The organism is Roseateles sp. P1_C1_2, assembly GCF_056406535.1.
On sequence record NZ_JBFUAB010000038.1, the window covers coordinates 16,123 to 33,520 of the forward strand.

The 17,398-nt window shown below is 68.1% G+C and carries 17 protein-coding genes and 1 tRNA gene; 9 read left to right on the forward strand and 9 right to left on the reverse strand.

Translation table 11 applies throughout. The features are described from left to right. Positions 1 to 292: 292 nt before the first annotated feature. From AC1D2H_RS28715 to AC1D2H_RS28740, 6 genes are all read left to right on the forward strand, one after another. Positions 293 to 1,762 (forward strand): GH1 family beta-glucosidase, encoded by a 1,470-nt coding sequence (locus AC1D2H_RS28715; RefSeq protein WP_478013252.1) that lies wholly within the window; start codon positions 293 to 295, stop codon positions 1,760 to 1,762. After that, entirely contained in the window at positions 1,759 to 3,198 is a 1,440-nt protein-coding gene (locus AC1D2H_RS28720) for an MFS transporter (RefSeq protein WP_478013253.1), read from the forward strand. Before AC1D2H_RS28715 ends, AC1D2H_RS28720 begins: the two co-directional genes overlap by 4 nt. Beyond that, positions 3,195 to 4,781, forward strand: coding sequence for a family 43 glycosylhydrolase (locus AC1D2H_RS28725; RefSeq protein WP_478013254.1), 1,587 nt, complete (start codon positions 3,195 to 3,197; stop codon positions 4,779 to 4,781). The genes AC1D2H_RS28720 and AC1D2H_RS28725 overlap by 4 nt, the downstream gene beginning before the upstream one ends. After that, positions 4,778 to 6,352 (forward strand): GH39 family glycosyl hydrolase, encoded by a 1,575-nt coding sequence (locus tag AC1D2H_RS28730; protein WP_478013255.1) that lies wholly within the window; start codon positions 4,778 to 4,780, stop codon positions 6,350 to 6,352. The genes AC1D2H_RS28725 and AC1D2H_RS28730 overlap by 4 nt, the downstream gene beginning before the upstream one ends. Continuing rightward, the gene (locus AC1D2H_RS28735) at positions 6,349 to 7,521 is read left to right on the forward strand and encodes a glycoside hydrolase family 5 protein (RefSeq protein ID WP_478013256.1); all 1,173 of its coding nucleotides are present in this window, start codon (positions 6,349 to 6,351) and stop codon (positions 7,519 to 7,521) included. The genes AC1D2H_RS28730 and AC1D2H_RS28735 overlap by 4 nt, the downstream gene beginning before the upstream one ends. Before the next feature lie 163 nt (positions 7,522 to 7,684). Then, entirely contained in the window at positions 7,685 to 10,153 is a 2,469-nt protein-coding gene (locus AC1D2H_RS28740; protein ID WP_478013257.1) for a response regulator, read from the forward strand. On the opposite strand, the gene AC1D2H_RS28745 is transcribed toward AC1D2H_RS28740, so the two are convergent. The 3 genes from AC1D2H_RS28745 to AC1D2H_RS28755 all read right to left on the reverse strand — a co-directional run bounded on the left by AC1D2H_RS28745 (position 10,150) and on the right by AC1D2H_RS28755 (position 11,932). Next, positions 10,150 to 10,638, reverse strand: coding sequence for a DUF1579 domain-containing protein (locus tag AC1D2H_RS28745; protein WP_478013258.1), 489 nt, complete (start codon positions 10,636 to 10,638; stop codon positions 10,150 to 10,152). The genes AC1D2H_RS28740 and AC1D2H_RS28745 overlap by 4 nt on opposite strands. 5 nt (positions 10,639 to 10,643) lie before the next feature. Next, on the reverse strand, positions 10,644 to 11,372 hold the full coding sequence (locus AC1D2H_RS28750) for an NIPSNAP family protein (RefSeq protein WP_478013259.1): 729 nt from the start codon (positions 11,370 to 11,372) through the stop codon (positions 10,644 to 10,646). 86 nt (positions 11,373 to 11,458) lie between these two features. Further along, positions 11,459 to 11,932, reverse strand: a complete 474-nt coding sequence (locus AC1D2H_RS28755; protein ID WP_478013260.1) for an Lrp/AsnC family transcriptional regulator — start codon at positions 11,930 to 11,932, stop codon at positions 11,459 to 11,461. Positions 11,933 to 12,035: 103 nt separating this feature from the next. Between AC1D2H_RS28755 and AC1D2H_RS28760 the strand changes: the two genes are divergently transcribed. Further along, a complete protein-coding gene (locus AC1D2H_RS28760) occupies positions 12,036 to 12,410 on the forward strand; it encodes a VOC family protein (RefSeq protein ID WP_478013261.1) in 375 nt (124 codons plus the stop codon). Here the strand turns inward: AC1D2H_RS28760 and AC1D2H_RS28765 are convergent. Beyond that, complete coding sequence (locus AC1D2H_RS28765; protein WP_478013262.1) at positions 12,407 to 13,258, reverse strand: LysR family transcriptional regulator; 852 nt, start codon at positions 13,256 to 13,258, stop codon at positions 12,407 to 12,409. The genes AC1D2H_RS28760 and AC1D2H_RS28765 overlap by 4 nt on opposite strands. A gap of 97 nt (positions 13,259 to 13,355) precedes the next feature. Between AC1D2H_RS28765 and AC1D2H_RS28770 the strand changes: the two genes are divergently transcribed. Together AC1D2H_RS28770 and AC1D2H_RS28775 are read left to right on the forward strand one after the other, a co-directional pair. Beyond that, positions 13,356 to 13,970, forward strand: coding sequence for a hypothetical protein (locus AC1D2H_RS28770; protein ID WP_478013263.1), 615 nt, complete (start codon positions 13,356 to 13,358; stop codon positions 13,968 to 13,970). 133 nt (positions 13,971 to 14,103) lie between these two features. Continuing rightward, entirely contained in the window at positions 14,104 to 14,595 is a 492-nt protein-coding gene (locus tag AC1D2H_RS28775; RefSeq protein WP_478013264.1) for a DUF4224 domain-containing protein, read from the forward strand. Between the two features lie 90 nt (positions 14,596 to 14,685). Here AC1D2H_RS28775 and AC1D2H_RS28780 read toward each other — a convergent pair whose 3' ends face one another. From AC1D2H_RS28780 to AC1D2H_RS28800, 5 genes are all read right to left on the reverse strand, one after another. Then, positions 14,686 to 15,138, reverse strand: a complete 453-nt coding sequence (locus tag AC1D2H_RS28780) for a hypothetical protein (protein WP_478013265.1) — start codon at positions 15,136 to 15,138, stop codon at positions 14,686 to 14,688. 186 nt (positions 15,139 to 15,324) lie between these two features. Beyond that, positions 15,325 to 15,401 (reverse strand) — tRNA-Met (locus AC1D2H_RS28785). 110 nt (positions 15,402 to 15,511) lie between these two features. Further along, a complete protein-coding gene (locus tag AC1D2H_RS28790) occupies positions 15,512 to 16,075 on the reverse strand; it encodes an RNA polymerase sigma factor (protein WP_477937390.1) in 564 nt (187 codons plus the stop codon). Positions 16,076 to 16,222: 147 nt separating this feature from the next. Next, on the reverse strand, positions 16,223 to 16,825 hold the full coding sequence (locus tag AC1D2H_RS28795; RefSeq protein WP_478013266.1) for a hypothetical protein: 603 nt from the start codon (positions 16,823 to 16,825) through the stop codon (positions 16,223 to 16,225). Between the two features lie 43 nt (positions 16,826 to 16,868). Beyond that, positions 16,869 to 17,398: DUF4384 domain-containing protein (locus tag AC1D2H_RS28800; protein ID WP_478013267.1), on the reverse strand; the 530-nt coding region annotated here is incomplete at its 5' end.

Here is a 17,398-nt window from a genome sequence, read left to right on the forward strand (position 1 = left end):
CCATCCCCGCCGCGCTGAACGCCGGCGTGCCTGGCCGGTCTTGCAGACCGCGCTGCGACTTGCGCCGCAGCCCTTCGGCAGGCACATCCCGCCCACTGGGCGCGATGTGTCCGGCCTCAGCCCCCGGGGGGACGGCGATGCTCGCGGCGTCGAGCCGCGAGCACATCGCCATCCGCGGGCCGGCTTGGGAGCGGCCCGGCGCTCGGCCCGCAACAGAGCAAGCAAGCCATCTATATTCCCTCGCGCCGCAGCGGGCTTCCGTCCGCCATGCAGCCTACCGAGGACCTTGCAGATGACATCCTTTCGCCCCCTGCGCCGCCGTCAACTCTTCGCCGCCGCCGCACTGCCGGCATTGACCACTGCTTCGCTGGCCGCCACGCCGCAGCGCGGTGCCGCAGCCGCGATGACAGCGCTGACATATGACAGCCCCTTCCCCGCCGACTTCGTCTTCGGCGTCGCCGCGGCCTCCGCGCAGCTTGAGGGCGCGGCCTTCGAGGACGGCAAGGGCGAATCCGTCTGGGACCGCTTCAGCCGCATGCCCGGCAAGGTCCACAACGGCGACACGCCGGACGTGGCCTGCGACCACTACCACCGCTTCGACGCGGACTTCGCCTTGATGGCCTCGCTCGGCTACAAGACCTACCGCTTGTCGATCGCCTGGCCGCGCATCTACCCGAACGGCGACGGCGCGGTCAATCAGAAGGGGCTGGACTTCTACCACCGCCTCTTCGCCAGCATGAAGAAGCACGGCATCGAGCCCTGGGTGACGCTGTTCCACTGGGACCTGCCGCAGGCATTGGAAGACCGCGGCGGCTGGACCTCGCGCGTCACGGTCGATGCCTTCGCCCAATATGCCGACACCGTCGTCAAGGCCTTCGCCAAGGACGTGAAGCACTGGATCACGCTCAACGAGATCGTCTGCTTCACGCTGCTGGGCTACGGCACGGGCGGCAAGGCGCCAGGCCGCAAGGAAAGTGCCAAGGTCGTCAACCAGACCTACCACCACGCACTGCTCTGCCACGGCCACGGCGTGCGCGCGGTGCGCAAGTTCGGCGGCGCGGGCGCGGTGGTGGGGCTGACCGACAACTGCAGCGTGTCGGTGCCCGTCACGGAAACACCGGCCGACATCGCCGCCGCCAAGGCCTGGTTCGTCGACCGCAACGCCCAGGTGCTGGGCGCCATCCATGCCGGCAAGTACACGCCGAACTTTTTGGCGCGCGTCGGCGCCGACGCGCCCGACGTCCAGCCCGGCGACTTCGACCTCATCAGCCTGCCGACCGACTTCCTCGGGCTGAACATCTACTCCGGCACCTTCGTGCGCGCCGGCAGGAACGGCGCCGCCTACGAGGCCCTGCCCCACCCGGTCAACTACCCGCACGCCGACAGCCCCTGGCTGCGCCTGGTGCCGCAGTCCATCTACTGGGGCACGCGCTTCTGCCACGAGCTCTACGGCCACCACGCGCTCTACATCACCGAGAACGGCTGCGGCTACGACGACGAGCCCGTCGTCAACGGCGAGGTGCTGGACCTGCACCGCCGCGACTACCTGCGCAGCCACCTGCGCGAGGCCCACCGCGCCATCGCCGCCGGCGTGCCGCTGAAGGGCTACTTCCTGTGGTCCTTCATCGACAACTACGAATGGGAAGACGGCTACCAGCGCCGCTTCGGCATCGTCCACTGCGACTTCAAGACGCAGGTGCGCACGCCCAAGTTGTCCGCTCGTTATTACTCCGACGTCATCAAGACCAGAAAGATCCTGTGAACGCCAGCACCCTCCATCTGGCACAGGTCGTGCCGCCCGCGGCCGACCGCCTGCCCATGCGCCAGAAGGTCGGCTTTGGCCTCGGCGCCTTCCTCGACATGTGGGGCCACTGGCTCTACCCGTCGCTGGCCTTCCAGGTCTTCAACATCTTCCTCGGCGTCGCACCCGGCCTGATCTCCACGGTGCAGATGGTCAAGATCTTCATCGACGCGGGGTCGGACGCGGTCTTCGGCTGGATCTCGGACAACACGCGCACGCGCTACGGCCGCCGGCGGCCTTTCATCCTCGTTGGCGGTGTGCTCGCCGGCATCGGCCTGCCGCTGATGTTCGCAGTGGGCCGGGGCTGGACGGACACGCAGTACTTCATCTTCATGCTGGTCAGCATGGTGATCTACGTACCCATCATGAGCTGCTTCAACATGYCCTGGGTGAGCCTGGGCTCGGAGATGACGCCGGACTATCACGAGCGCACCACCGTGATGGCCATCCGCAACGCCATCCAGAAGCTGCCGGAGCTGTCGATGTTCTTCGCGGCGCAGTTCACGACGCTGTCGATCTTCAACGGTGCCGACGGCAAGCCCGACATCCTGCGCGGCGCGCAGACCTATTGCGCCATCCTGGGCGCCATCATGGTGGCGGTGTCCATCGCCATCTTCCTGCTGGTGCGCGAGCGCTACTACGAGAAGCTGGTGTCGCGCACGCAGACGCACATTCCGTTTGCCGACACGCTGTGGCGCACGCTGCGCTGCAAGCCCTTCCGGCATGTGCTGCTGATGGCCCTGGCCTACGGCATCGGCACGGCGATGGTGGGCGCGCTGGGCTACTACGCGACGATCTACTACGTCTGCCAGGGCGATGTCGTGCAGGGGGCGAAGTGGAACACCGCCATGGGCCTGGCCGGCATGGCCTTCGGTTTCGCGGGCATTCCGTTCTTCACGTGGATCGCGCGCCAGCACGGCAAGCGCGCGGGCCTGGCCTCAGTGCTGGCACTGGCGATCTGCGCCTTCGTCGGCGACTGGTGGCTGTACGACCCCACGCGGCCGTATCTGCAACTGTTCGCCTGCGGCTTTGTCGCCTTTACCGGCGCGGGCTTCTGGACGCTGTACGGGGCCACCATCGGCGACGTGGTGGACTACGACGAGTCCCAGACCGGCCAGCGCCGCGAGGGCTCGTTYTCGGCCTGCCAGTCCTGGATCACCAAGGTCGGCATCGCGCTGGGCGTGGGCGCCTCGGGCTGGATCCTGCAGTTCACCGGCTTCGATGCCAAGCAGAGCATCCAGACGCCGGAAGCCATCTTCTGGATCCGCATCCTGCTGTCGGGCATTCCCGTCATCGGCCTGGTGCTGGCGCTGATCGCCATCCTGCGCTTTCCGCTGACAGAGGCGCGGATGCTGCAGATCCGCGGGCAGCTCGAATCGACGCGGGGCACGGTATGAGCATGTCGCGCCGCATGGCGGTGCAAGCCGCACTCGCCGGCGCTGCAGTGAGCCCCGCGCTGGCCGCGCCGCGCTCCGCGGCCGGCATCGAAGGCCAGCGCAAGGCCGACCTGGGCAACGGCACCTATCTGAACCCCATCGTGGCGGGCGACCACGCCGACCCCACCATCCTGAAGGACGGTGCCGACTACTACATGACGTTCTCGTCCTTCCAGTCCTACCCGGGCGCCGTCATCTGGCATTCGCAGGACCTGGTGAACTGGACGCCCGTCACCGCCGCGCTGACACAGCCCATCGGCACGGTCTGGGCGATGGACCTGATCAAGCACGCGGGCCGCTTCTATCTCTACATCCCGGTGCTGAACGACGCCGGCACGGGCATCTACGTCATCCACGCCGACGACATCCGCGGGCCGTGGAGCGCGCCCATCGACCTGAAGATCCCCGGCTGCATCGACCCCGGCCATGTCGTCGGCGAAGACGGCCGGCGCTACCTCTTCGTCAACGGCGGCCGCCGCGTGCGGCTGAAGGACGACGGCCTCGCCACCGACGGCGCGTTGGAGAACAACGCTTGGAAGCCCTGGCAGTACCCCAAGGACTGGGTCGTCGAGATGTTCGCGCCCGAGGGCCCGAAGCTGTTCAAGCGAGGCGAGTGGTTCTACCTGATCTCCGCCGTTGGCGGCACCGCCGGGCCACCGACAAGCCACATGGTGACCGTCGCCCGCTCGCGCTCGGTGCACGGGCCTTGGGAGGACGCGCCAAGCAATCCCATCGTGCGCACGCGAAGCGCCAGCGAGCCCTGGTGGTCGCGCGGCCATGCCAGCGTCGTCGAAGGGCCGGCGGGCGATTGGTGGATGGTCTATCACGGCTACGAGAACGGTTTTCGCACGCTGGGCCGGCAGGCCCTGCTGGAGCCCATCGAGTGGACGAAGGACGGCTGGTTCCGCGCCAAGGGCGGCACGCTGGACCGCCCGCTGCCCAAGCCGCGCGGTGGCAAGCCCAGCCAGGCCGGCTTTGCGCTGTCCGACGACTTTTCCAGCGGCAAGCTCGGCCTGCAATGGGCTTTCCACGCGCCCGGGCCGGACGAGGCCAAGCGCCTGCGCTTCGAGGACAAGGCGCTCATCATCCGCGGCAAGGGCAAGTCGCTGCCCGACTCGTCACCGCTGACCTGCGCCACGGGCGACCGCAGCTACGAGATCACGGTCGAGCTGGAGATCAGCGGAAACGACCCCAATAGCCACGGTGGCCTGGCGCTGTTCTACGAGGAACGCGGCCACGTCGGCATCGGCTTCAGCACGACGCAGATGCTGACCTATGGCTACGGCCAGGAGCACTCTTGGATGCGCGAAAACATGGCCACACGCCGTGTGCACATCCGCCTCGTCAACCGCGAGAACGTCGTCACCTGGCACTACTCGCACGACGGCGGCACCACCTGGAAACAGCATTCCTGGCAGATGGAGGTCTCCGGCCTGCATCACAACGTCTTTGGCGGCTTCGTCAGCCTGCGCCCTGCGCTGTTCAGCGCCGGGCCAGGCGAGATGCGCGCCCGCAACTTTGTCTACAGAGGACTTCCTGCATGACTTCCACCCGCCGCCGCCAACTGCTCGCCGCCGCAGCTTCCCTCCCGCTCGTTCCCACCGCCATGGCCGCCGAGCAACCTCGCCGCATCGTGCTCGACGTGGCCCAGGCCAAACAGCCACTGGACCGCTTCTTCGACCACTGCGTCGGTGCCGACTATCCCGGCACCACCTACCGCCCGGATGCGCTCGCGCAACTGAAGACGGCCGTGGACGAACTGGGCTTTCGCTACCTGCGCTTCCACGCCATCTTCCACGACGTCTTCAAGACGGTCACGCGGGATGCCGCCGGCCAGCTGGTGTTCGATTTCACCGGCATCGACAAGCTCTACGACGCGATGCTGGCCCGCCGCATCAAGCCCTTCGTCGAGCTGGGCTTCACGCCGCTGGCGCTGAAGACCTCCGACAACAAGATCTTCTACTGGGAAGGCAACACCTCCCACCCCGAAGCTACCGGCTGGGTCGCACTAATCGAGGCCTTCACCCGCCACATCCTGCAGCGCTACGGCGCAGTCGAGGTGCGCAGCTGGTATTTCGAGGTCTGGAACGAACCCAATCTGGATGGCTTCTGGGAGAAGGCCGACAGACAAGCCTACTTCGACCTCTACACCCGCACCGCCAGGACGATGAAGGCGATCGACGCGCAACTGCGCGTTGGCGGCCCGTCGACGGCCGGTGCTGCCTGGGTGCCGGAGTTCCTGGCGCATGCCAAGGCGACGAACACGCCGGTGGACTTCATCACGACCCACACTTACGGCGTGGACGAGGGCTTCCTCGACGAGTTCGGCAAGGAAGACCGCAAGCTGTCCAGGTCGCCCGACGCCATCGTGGGCGACGTGCGCCGCGTGCGCAAGGAGATCGAGGCCTCGCACCTGCCCGGCCTGCCGCTGTTCTTCACCGAGTGGAGCACCAGCTACAACCCGCGCGACCTGGTCCACGACTCCTACATGAGCGCACCCTACGTGCTCACCAAGTTGAAAGCTTCGCAAGGCCTGGCCCAGCACATGAGCTACTGGGTCTACAGCGACCTCTTCGAAGAGCCCGGCCCGCCGGACGCCCCTTTCCACGGCGGCTTCGGTCTGATGACGCGCGAAGGCATCCGCAAGCCTGCGTGGTTTGCGTACAAGTACCTCGCCGCGCTGAAGGGCAAGGAGGTGCCGACAAGCGATGCTTCTGCTTGGGCAAGCGTTGACGGCGACCTTTTGCAGGCCATCGTCTGGGACTGGCGCCAGCCCGACCAGACCGCCAGCAACCGCAGCTTCTTCGGCAAGCCGCAGCCGGCCAGGGAGGCGGGCACCGCCACCGTCGAGTTGCGTCATTTGCAGCCCGGCCGCTACACGCTGACGCAGCGCCGCACCGGCTACGAGATCAACGACGCGCACACCGCCTACCTGAAGATGGGCTCGCCCAAGAACCTTGATGCGAAGCAACTGGCCCAGCTGCAGGCGCTGACGACCGACAAGCCCGAAGTGCAGCGTGAGCTGGTGGTCGGCGCAGCCGGCACGGCCAGCGTGAACCTGAAACTGCGCAGCCACGACGTCGTGCTTCTGAGCCTGAAGAAGGTGGGCGCATGAGGCGGCGCGAGGCGCTGATTGCCCTGGTGCCGCTGACGGCCTGCGGCGGCGGTGGTGGTGGCAGCGCGCAGGCTGCGGCACCGGCCCCCGTTGCCGCCGCACCTGCACCTGCATCAGCACCCACCACCGGCATGCGCGACCTGACCAGTCTGCAGCTCTCCAGGCTGATGGGCTCTGGCTGGAACCTTGGCAACTCGCTGGAAGCCATCGGCGGCGAGACCGCCTGGGGCAACCCGGTGACGACGCAGACACTGATGAACGCCGTCAAGGCCGCCGGCTTCAAGACCGTGCGCATCCCCGTGTCCTGGAAGCAGTACGCCGACGCCAGCGACGTCATCAGCGCGACCTGGATGGCGCGCGTGACCCAGGTGGTCGACTACGCGAAGACGGCCGGCCTGTTCGCCCTCATCAACATCCACTGGGACGGCGGCTGGATGCAGCCCACCTTTGCGCGTCAGGCCGAGGCCAATGCGCGCATCACCAAGTTCTGGACCCAGATCGCCAACAACTTCAAGGGCTACGACGACACGCTGCTGTTCGCCGGCACCAACGAGGTCATGGTGGACGGCGACTACGGCACACCCAAGGCCGAGTACGTCACGGTGCAGAACGGCTTCAACCAGCAGTTCGTCAATGCCGTACGCGCCACCGGCGGCAACAACGCCCTGCGCCACCTCGTCGTGCAGGGCTTCAACACCAATATCGACCACACGGTGAACTTCGCCGTCATGCCTACCGACACCGCCAGCAACCGGCTGATGATGGAAGTGCATTACTACGACCCCTACAACTTCACGCTCAACGACAAGAGCACGATCTGGCAATGGGGCGCCGGCGCGACCGACCCCAAGGCGACCGAAACCTGGGCCAACGAGGCCTACGCGGACGCCCAGTTCCAGAAGATGAAGCTCGCCTACGTGGACAAGGGCATCCCGGTCATCCTGGGCGAGTTCGGCGCCATCCGCCGCACCGAGTACCCCGGTGCCGAGGCCTACCGCCTCGCCTGGGACAGGGCAATCGCCCGCTCCGCCTGGGCGCATGGCGTCGTGCCCGTCTACTGGGACGCCGGCGCGGCCACCGAGAACCACAGCATGGGCCTGTTCAACCGCACGAGCGGCGCGCAGGTCTACCCGGAGATCATCGGCGCCCTCGTCGATGCCGCCAAATGACTCGCGCGCTGGCGTAACGACTGCATACCGCTGATTTGCAGGCATCGGCGGAGCGCAAAGCAGTTCGACTATCCTGTTAGGGAGCGCCTCGCAGCCCGGCGCGCAGGGAGCCGATTTGCAAGCCAGCAGCCCGCCCCGGGAGAACGCTGCCCCTTCCGAGGCCGTGCCATCACGGGACGGCCCGGCCTTCTTGCTGGACCAGCCGGCCGGCCCGCGCGAGCGCCGCCATGCGCTGATCGTCGCCGGCCTGTCGGTCGCCGTGTTCGCGGCCCTGGTGCCCTTCGCCAAGCTGAAGCTGGCACCGGTGCCGGCCTTCATCCCCATCTACGAGTCGGCCCTGGTGCTGACCGACCTCATCACCGCGGTGCTGCTGTTCGGCCAGTACCGCATCCTGCGTTCCCAGGCCCTGATGGTGCTGGGCTGCGGCTATCTGTTCACCGCCGCGATGGCGACGGCGCATGCGCTGAGCTTCCCGGGCCTGTTCAGCCCCAGCGGCCTGCTCGGCGCCACGACGCAGACGACGGTCTGGCTCTACATGCTGTGGCACGGCGGCTTCCCGTTCTTCGTGCTCGGCTATGTCGTGTTGAAGAATCGGCCGCACATCGCCATGCCGACCCTGACCTGGCCGGCGCTCACGCTGCTGGCCGGCGCCGGCTGCATCGCGCTGACGACGCTGGGCCACGCCTGGCTGCCCGACCTGCTCGTGGGCGGGCGCTACTCGCTCTCCTTCCAGATCGCCGTCGGCAGCGTCTGGGCTTTCAGCCTCGTCGCCCTGCTGGCCCTGTGGCGCCAGCGGCCGCGCACCGTGCTGGACCTGTGGCTGATGGTGGTCTGCCTGACCTGGCTGTTCGACATCGCGCTGTCGGCCATGCTGAACGCGGCGCGCTTCGACCTGGGCTTCTATGCCGGCCGCATCTTTGGCCTCTTGGCCTGCTCGGTCGTGCTGCTGGAACTGCTGCTGGAGAACAGCACGCTGTATGCGCGCCTGTTCAAGGCCTACGAAGCCGGCCACCAGCAGGGCGAGGCCCTGGCCATCGCACGCGACGAGGCCGAGGCCGCCAACGCCGCCAAGAGCCTGTTCCTGGCCAGCATGAGCCACGAGATCCGCACGCCGATGAACGCCATCATCGGCCTGACCAACCTGGTGCTGGAGACCCGGCTGGACGCGCGCCAGCGCGACTATCTCGGCAAGGTCCAGACCTCGTCCAAGGCCCTGCTGACCCTGCTCAACGACATCCTCGACTACTCCAAGATCGAGGCCGACAAGATCACGCTGGAGGCCGAGGAGTTCAGCCCCGAGGAGCTGATCGAGAACGTCGGCCACCTGTTCTCGGCGCGGCTGGAGGAGGCCGGGCTGGACCTGCTGTTCGAGTTCGACGAACTCCTGCCCCATCGCCTGGTGGGCGACAGCCTGAGGCTGACGCAGGTGCTGAACAACCTCGTCGGCAACGCCATCAAGTTCACGCCGCGCGGCGAGATCGTCGTGCGGGCCGACCTGATAGGCGAGCACGACGGCCGCATGCGGCTGCGCATCAGCGTGCGCGACACCGGCATCGGCATGACGCCCGAGCAGGTCGGGCGCCTCTTCCAGGTCTTCGGCCAGACCGACGCGTCCATCGCACGGCGCTACGGCGGCACCGGCCTGGGCCTGGCCATCTGCAAGCGGCTGGTGGAGCTGATGGACGGCAGCTTCGAGGTCAGCAGCCTGCCGGACCAGGGCAGCACCTTCGCCTTCACCTGCGACTTCGGCAAAGCCGGTCCGGGCACCGGGCGCATCGACCTGCACCGCATCCGCGGCATGCGCACCCTCGTCATCGACGCCCAGCCCACCGAACGCCTCATCCTGCAGCAGATGCTGCAGAGCTGGCGCTTCCAGGTCGCGGTGGCCTCCTTCGGCGACGAGGCCCTGCACCGCCTGCGCCAGGCCGATCCCCAGCATCCCTATGAGCTGCTGCTGCTGGACTGGAAGACGGCGGGCGCAGACTTCGTCGACACGGCCCGCCGTATCGCGATCGAACGCGGGGCACCGCCACCGGCCGTCATCGCCTTGGGCAGCCTGCACGCGAGCGAGCGCGTCGCCGAGGAACTGCAGGGCCGGGCCGACACCCAGGTCCTCGTCAAACCCGTCACGCCGTCGCGGCTGTTCGACGCCCTCATGCAGTTGCAGCGCCAGGAGCAGGCGCCTGCCGCGGCCCCGGCAGGCGGCAGCCTGGCCGACATGGCCGAAACCCTGCACCCGCTGCACGGCGCGCGCGTGCTGCTGGTCGAGGACAACCCGGTCAACCAGCAGGTGGCCTGCGCCTTCCTGGAGCTGGTGAAGCTGGAAGTCGAGGTGGCCGAGAACGGGCTGGAAGCCATCGAGCGGCTCAAGCTCGAGCGCTTCGACGCCGTGCTGATGGACATGCAGATGCCCGAGATGGACGGCGTGACGGCGACGCGGCTGATCCGCGCCATGCCCCAGCACGCCCGCCTGCCCATCATCGCGATGACGGCCGGCGCGATGGAGCATGACGTGCAGGACTGTCTGGCCGCCGGCATGAACGCCCACGTCAGCAAGCCCATCGACCCGCGCCAGCTGGTGCGCACGCTGCTGGCATGGGTGACACCGCCCGCCCGCGCACAACGGGGTTAGGTGGGCTCCGGCTGGCGCTCGAAGTCCATGTCCCAGTTGACCTCCCAGGTCTGGCCACCATCGGCCGAGAAGGCCTGTTGCCAGTGCGGGCTGCCGGTGGTGGTGTTCGTCCAGCGGTAGCGCACGCGGATAGGCTGGCCACGCAACTCGTCGTCGCAGTAGAAATCGCCGACGCCGTCGTCAAAGCCACCGACGACGGGAGGTTCCAGACTGTGCGGGTTGCGGCCGTCCACCCACCAGATGGCCCATTGCTTCTTCGCCGGGTCGAAGGTGCGCATGGTCAGAGCGCGGTAAGKGCCGCCAGGCAGCTCCAGCACGTTGTCGTCGATGTTGCCGCGGCCATCGAGCACGGGCCACGTGCGGCAGCTGCCCTCGAAGCTCTCCCATTCGTCGCAGCCGAGCAGGCGTTCCTTGAGGCGGCGATGGCTGACCTTCCAGTGGCCGATGAAGAAGTCGAAATCCTGCGGTGTCGAAGTCGTGTTCATGGTGTTCAGAGGTGAAGAGCGGAACGGGCCGTGGGGGCGAGGCGCAGGGTCTGGGTCGGCCCGGCCAGCCAGGGTTGAAGCGACGTGGCGAAGTCACGCGACAGGGCCGCCCTGGCGTCATCGAACAGGGCCAGAGAGACCAGCACGTGTTCGCCTACGCGCACCGGCAGGCGCGGGAAGTTGTTGGGCGTGGCCTCGGTGACATACCAGGCCAGCTGCCGGGCACCGGCCGCGCGCAGCCCATCGCTGAGCGCGCCACGGGCAAGGCCCAGCAACTCGGCGCCAGCCGGCGCTTTCAGGTGGAAGACCGTCGCCAGCAAAAGGCCGGGCGGCAGCGCCGTCGCACCGCGTTCCGCACGGGGCCGGGCCGGCTCAGGCAGCGCAGCGCCTTGCCAGGCCGGACGCAGCAGCAACACGTTGTCGGAATCGATCATGGTCGCGTTGGCCGTGTTGCGGTGCTGGGCCCAGGCCGGACCGCCATAGAAGGCTGGCAGGCTGTCGCCTCGCGCGGCCATGTCGGCAAAGCCGCGCAGCCAGACAAAGCGGTCAGGTCCGTCGAGATCGCGGAACTGGCCGATCACGCGGATGCCCACGGCTTCCTGCGGCTCGACGAATTCACGCTCGAAGAGCTCGATCAGCGTGTCGCGTTGGCCCGGGTGCAGGGTGTACTGGCGCAGTTCGACGACCTGACAGTCCGGCGCGGCGGGCGGTGTGGTTTCGAGAGGGAGAGGCATGGCTCAGAGTCCACGGAGTTCAAGGTCCGTGCAGTCTGCGCCGCAATACATGTCAGCTCATGGCATGTATTTGAACGGCCCGCAAATCATTCTTCCGCGGGGATGGGCAGCGTCAGGCCACGCTTGAGCACGCCCATCGCGACCTGGGTCGTGAAGCGGCGCACATTCGGGTTGTCGGCCAGCAGCCGCAGCATCAGCGCCTCGTAGGCGGTCGCGTCGGTCGCCGTGACGACGAGGACGAAGTCGGCCTCGCCGGTCACGTAGAAGGCCTGCTGCACGGCGGGCTCGCCATCCAGCCAGGCGCGCAGCCCGGCCATCAGCTCGGGCCGCTCGCTCTCGACCTGCAGGCCGGCGATGAAGGTCGTCGGCCGTCCGACCTGCGCCGCGTCCAGCACGGCGATCTGCCTGACGATGACGCCCTGCTCGCGCAGGCGCTTCAGCCGGCGCTGGATGGCCGAGGCCGACAGGCTGACGTGTTCGGCCAGTTGCTCGGCGGTCAGCGCGGCGTCCTGCTGCACCAGGGTCAGCAACTGGCGGTCAAAGCGGTCCAGCTCGGTCATCGTCGGAAATTGCGGCCAAACGGCAAGGGGGCGCCGCATCTTGCCGGATTTCGTCGCGCACCTCTTCCTAGCATGGGCGGCTTCCCAACAGGAGTTCTTCCCGATGATCGACCATGTGTCCCTGGGCACCCGCCGCTATGCCGATTCAGTGGCCTTCTACAGCCGCGTGCTCGCACCGCTGGGCATGGGCCTGCTGCGTGACACCGGCAGCGAAGCCGCCTTCGGCACGCCGGAGCGCTGGTGCTTCTTCCTCTATCCGGTGCCGGAAGACGAGGCCGTCACGGCGCGTGGCGCCCATATCGCGCTGGGTGCGCCGGGCCGTGGTGCCGTGGCCGCGACCCATGAGGCGGCGCTGGCCGCCGAGGCGCGCGACATCTTCACGCCGCGCACGCGGCCCGACATCAGCGAGACCTATTTCGGCGCGATGTTCCATGATCTCGATGGCCACCGCATCGAGGTGCTGACGAACGCGGCCTAGGCCTCGAACTGCGCGCGCAGCCACCGCTCGAAATGCGAGACCGGCGCGTCGGCCGGCGCCAGCAGCCAGTAGCTGTCGGGGCCTTCGACGACGGTGCCGAAAGGCGCCAGCAGTTCACCGCGTTCGCACAGCTCGCCGAACAGCAGCGGTGACAGCAGGGCCACCCCCAGGCCCTGCACGGCGGCACGCGCCTCCAGCTCGTAATTCGGGAAACGCGTCGCGACAAAGCTCGGCTTGGCGCTCGGCCGGCCCGCCGCCTGCAGCCAGGCCGGCCAGCGCGGATCAGGGATCCAGGGCAGCGCAAGCAGCGTGTCGACGCTGCAGCCCGCCCCATCCGCCAGCAGGCGCGGGCTGAGCATGGGCGTGCCCTGCTCGGCCAACAGCCGCGTCGCCCGATAGCCGGGCCAGGGGCCGCTGCCGCTGCGGATGGCGACGTCGAAGCTGCCCGCCGGCGACAGGCCCTGGCCGGCATCCAGCGCAATCGCGTCCGCGCCGGGCAGGGCCTGGTAGGTCGCCAGCCGCTGCACCAGCCAGCAGGCGGCAAAGGTGGGCGCGCAGGTCAGCCGCAATGGCGGCCGGGCACGCCGGCAGTCGTCGACGGCCGTGCGCATCAGCGCCAGCGCCTGCTCGACGCCCGCCGCCAGTGCCACGGCGCGCTCCGTCACGATGAGCCTGGGGCCATGGCGGCCGAACAGCTTGACGCCCAGCTGATCCTCCAGCGAGCGCATGCGCTGGCTGACCGCCGTCGGCGTGATCGCGAGTTCGTCGGCGGCGCGCGAGAAATTGCCGTGCCGCACGCAGGCCGCGAGCACGCGCAGGGACTCCAGCGGCAAGGTAGACGAAGTCATCTGAAGCGCAGCTTCAAGTGAGGTTCAGCATTCATCGTTTTGAGCGACGCGGGGGGCTTCCTAGAGTCGGCGCTGTTCACTCCAAGGACCAGCTCCCATGACCCCATCATCCGTCCGAAACACGGCCCTTGCCCTGCTCGCCTGGGCGGCCGCCCTGCCCTCGCTCGCGGCCGATGCCGCCGCGCCACCCGGCTATACGACGGCCCGCCAGGGCGACGCCCACGACTTCGACTTCCTCCCCGGGGCCTGGTCCACCGTGCAGCGCCGGCTCAAGGCGCGCAACGTCGGCAGCCAGGACTGGGAGGCCTTCCCGGCCAGACTGTGCATGACGCATTACCTGGACGGCATCGCCAACGTCGATGAGCTCTACATGCCGACGCTGGGCCGCCGCGGCCTGACGCTGCGCAGCTTCGATACGCAAAAGCGCCAATGGTCCATCTTCTGGGTCGCCACGCCTTCGGGCAAGTTCGATCCCAACCCCGTCGTCGGCGGCTTTGCCGGCGGCAAGCGCGGCGAGTTCTATACCGAGGACCTGGACGGCGACAAGGCCATCAAGGTGCGCTACACCTGGGAGAACCTGGACCCCGACCACGCCCGCTGGTCCCAGGCCTTTTCCTATGACAACCGGACCTGGGAGACGAACTGGACGGCCGACTTCACGCGGGCCGATCCGGCCCAGGTCTGCGACCAGGGCCGCCCGCGGCGGTCCTGACATCCGGCACCTGTCCCTCTTTCGGGGGAGATGGGGGTGGGTGCCCCCCACGCCATCCCCTCGGCTCCCCCCTCGGAGCGATATTCCCGGCGGCGGCCGGCGCCGAAACTGCTTCCATCAACAGGAGACAGCCATGACCGCCAGCCGCACCGCCGAACTGATGAGCCGCCTGCCGGGCTGGTTCGTGGAACACGCCCGCGTCACCGAGGAGAAGGCCCGGCGCCGCCGCGAAGTGCAGGCCAAGCGCTACGAGATCCTTTGCGGCGAGGAGGTCAAGGGCGGTTGGAGCCACACCATCGTCGAGTTCGCCAAGCGGCCGGCCGTTTCGCGCCCGGCCTCGGCGCCTGCGCCGACGCCCCTGCCCGCCGCCGAGCCGGCCCAGCGGGAACGCCGGGCCCAGCCCAGCGGTACGGAATGGCGGGAATTCCTGACGCCCGAAGAGCTCCGCGACCTGACCGGCCGGCGCTCGCTCAGCAGCCAGCTGGACGCCCTCAAGGCGGACCGCATCCCGCACAAGCTGCTGCGCAGCAGGCTGCTCGTCAGCCGCTTCCATGTGCGCGAATGGCTGGCCGACCGCCTGCACGCCAAGGTGGGTGGCGGTGCCCAGTTGGCCATCATCGGCTGATGCTGCTTGAACCATTCGACGATGCACGACTTATGAGGCTCGAAGCCCCCGGAATGGACAGGTTCAGCTCCCCGGCCCGCACGTCGCGCTCTAGTCCGTCGGCTTGACCCAGTGAGGGCTCTCCCAAGCCGGCACGCCCCATGAAACGGCCAGGGAATTCCTGCATTCGTGCGCCAGATTGAGCGCCAGCAACTGGACCGTCTTGGCGTCTGCCTTGGCCTTCAGGGCTTCACCGAACCTGACCATGGCGCCCTCGACGCGGGCATCTTCAACCAGGGCCAGCTCCCCCCAGTACAGCGACCAGTAGCGGTCCAGAGCTTCGGCCTTCTTCTTCTCGTCTGCCGTGGTGGCAATGGTCGAGGCCAGGCGCGACGCCTCCTTGTACATGGCGAGCTGGTGCTCCAGAAAGGGTTTGCTGGCCTCGATACGCCGCGTCTCTGCCTGCGCCTTCTGGCCCACTGAAAACTGATAGACGCCCCAGGCGAATGTGCTCACGGCAATGGCCAGCGAGATCACCTTGACCGTCGTTTCGATGTTCAGCATGGGCTGTTCCTGGGGTCGCGTCGGCGAGGCTGCGGACCGGGACGATTCTGGATGCCTGCCGCGCTCCGCCAATCCGCAAACCTGCGGATGCCTGCAGGCGTCGCCGAAACGCGCGAAAAGGCCCAGAAACGACAAAGCCCGCACTTGGCGGGCTTTGCTGAGTCCTTCACAGGACTCCTTATTTCTTGGTTGCGGGGGCAGGATTTGAACCTACGACCTTTGGGTTATGAGCCCAACGAGCTACCAGACTGCTCCACCCCGCGACTGAAGCTAGCAGTATATACGAGTTTTGGGCTTGCCGGCAAAGGTCGGGCGGACTTTGTTCTGGGTGGCGAGGCCGGGCGCGCCAGGTCGGCGATGAGATGAGGCGCGCTCAGAAGGGCAATTGGGCGCCGCGGGCCTGCAGCCGGGTGCGCAGGTGCGAGCGGGCGCGCGACACGCGGCTGCGCACGGTGCCGATGGGCACGGACAGCAGGGCGGCGGCGTCCTCGTAGCTCATGTCGTCCATGGCGACGAGCAGCAGCACCTCGCGCATCTCGGGCATGAGGCCGTCCAGTTCCGTCTGCAGCAACCCCATCAGCTGGTTCAGATGGCATTGCTGCTCGGGGTTGGCGTGCAGGCAGGGGGTGGCCTCCAGCGCCGTCTCGTCCTCGAAGCGATAGAGCCGCGACGGCGCCCGCGACAGGTGGTTGCGCACCAGGTTCATCGCGATGCCGTAGAGCCATGTCGACAACTGCGACTCGCCGCGGAAATGCTCGAAGGTGCGTGCCGCCTCGACGAAGGCCTGCTGGGCCAGTTCCTCCGCCTCGGTGCTGTCGCCGATATGGCGCAGCACGAAGCGGTAGAGACGGTCGCGGTGTTCGCCGAACAGCTCCGAGAAGATGACGTTGGGGTCGACTGCTGCGGCGTGGCGGATCGGTTGGCACTGGGGCTGCATGGCGGGCTCCGAGCGGGTTGAGCGACCGAAGTGGCCGCCTTGTTGGATCAGACGCCGCCACGCCGAAGCTCGCGACAAGCCAAACCCGCCCTACCCCACATTTACGGGCATGGGTTTACCCCTGAGCCCGTGAACTACATCACGAACTCAATGCGAACCCTGGCTGAGCAGGGTCCGCAGCCGCGCGGCGAGCGCGTCGGCATCCGCCGGCGGCAGCCGGAAGTCGGGGGCCAGGGCCTCGTCCAGCGCCTGGCGCCGTTCGATGCCAAGCGAGGCTGGATCCAGGCCCAGGCCTTCGGCGACACGCCGGAAGCGCCAGCCCAGCATGACGGCCGAGAACTCGATCTGCGCCAGATGGCACTGGGCCATCAGCAGGCTCTGCGCCGACTCGGCACAGGCCACCGCGTGCCGCACGGTGCGTGACTGCAGCAGGCGACGCGAGCGCTGGTTGAGCCGCCATTCCCGCTCGGCGATGGCGCTGGCCGCCTCGCCGAAATGCTCGCGCAGCGCCGCGACGAAGAGGCGCCCGATCTCTTCCGAGACCGCGCCCGCCGGCGTCGGGCCGCCATGCACTTCCAGCTGCCCTTCCACCTGATTGGCCCACAGCAGAGGACCGACGGACGCGGCGCTCGTGAAGGCGTCCAGCCGGGGCGCTTGGGGCGTCGCCTGCGAAGGGGCGACCGGGGCTTGGGTGGGGTTCAGAACGCGGTCCAGAGTCGGCGGTGAATGCCGGCCCTCGACTGCCGGCACTCCATAGGTAACCGCGACAGCAGCGAGGTTCCGCGAGCGCCGGCTATTTGACGGCTTCGACGCTGAAGACCGCGGCGCCGTAGTCGGCTGCGCAATGGGCATGGCCGCAGTCCGGCTGGCCCAGCAGCCAGCTTGGCGAGCCCGCGGCCGCGCCGCCGGCCGGCCCCTGGGCCGGCAGCGTCAGGAAGCCATAGCTCGGGTCCTTCTCGGTCGACCAGGGGCGGAAGGTGCGCGGCTCGGCGGCCACGAGGACGAAGAAGTGCTCCAGCCCCGGCGGGTCGCTGGCCTTGAGCGGCCAGTTGGCACCGGGCAGGCGCATCGTCTCGCCCACACCGATATGGTTGTTCTTGGCCTTGTCGTTGGGATAGAGCTGGACCAGGCCGCCGTCGGGGTCGCTCAGCAGCACATAGACATAGCCTTCGCGAGTCGAGCTGATGCTGAAGCGCAGCTCGTCGCGGTCGATGCGCAACTTCGGCCGCTCGGCCTCGGCGTGCACATCGAAGCCCTCGCTGTGCCGCGCCACCAGCGAGCGGAACTGGCTGGGCAGATCGCGCGCCACAGGCTCCGCCGGCA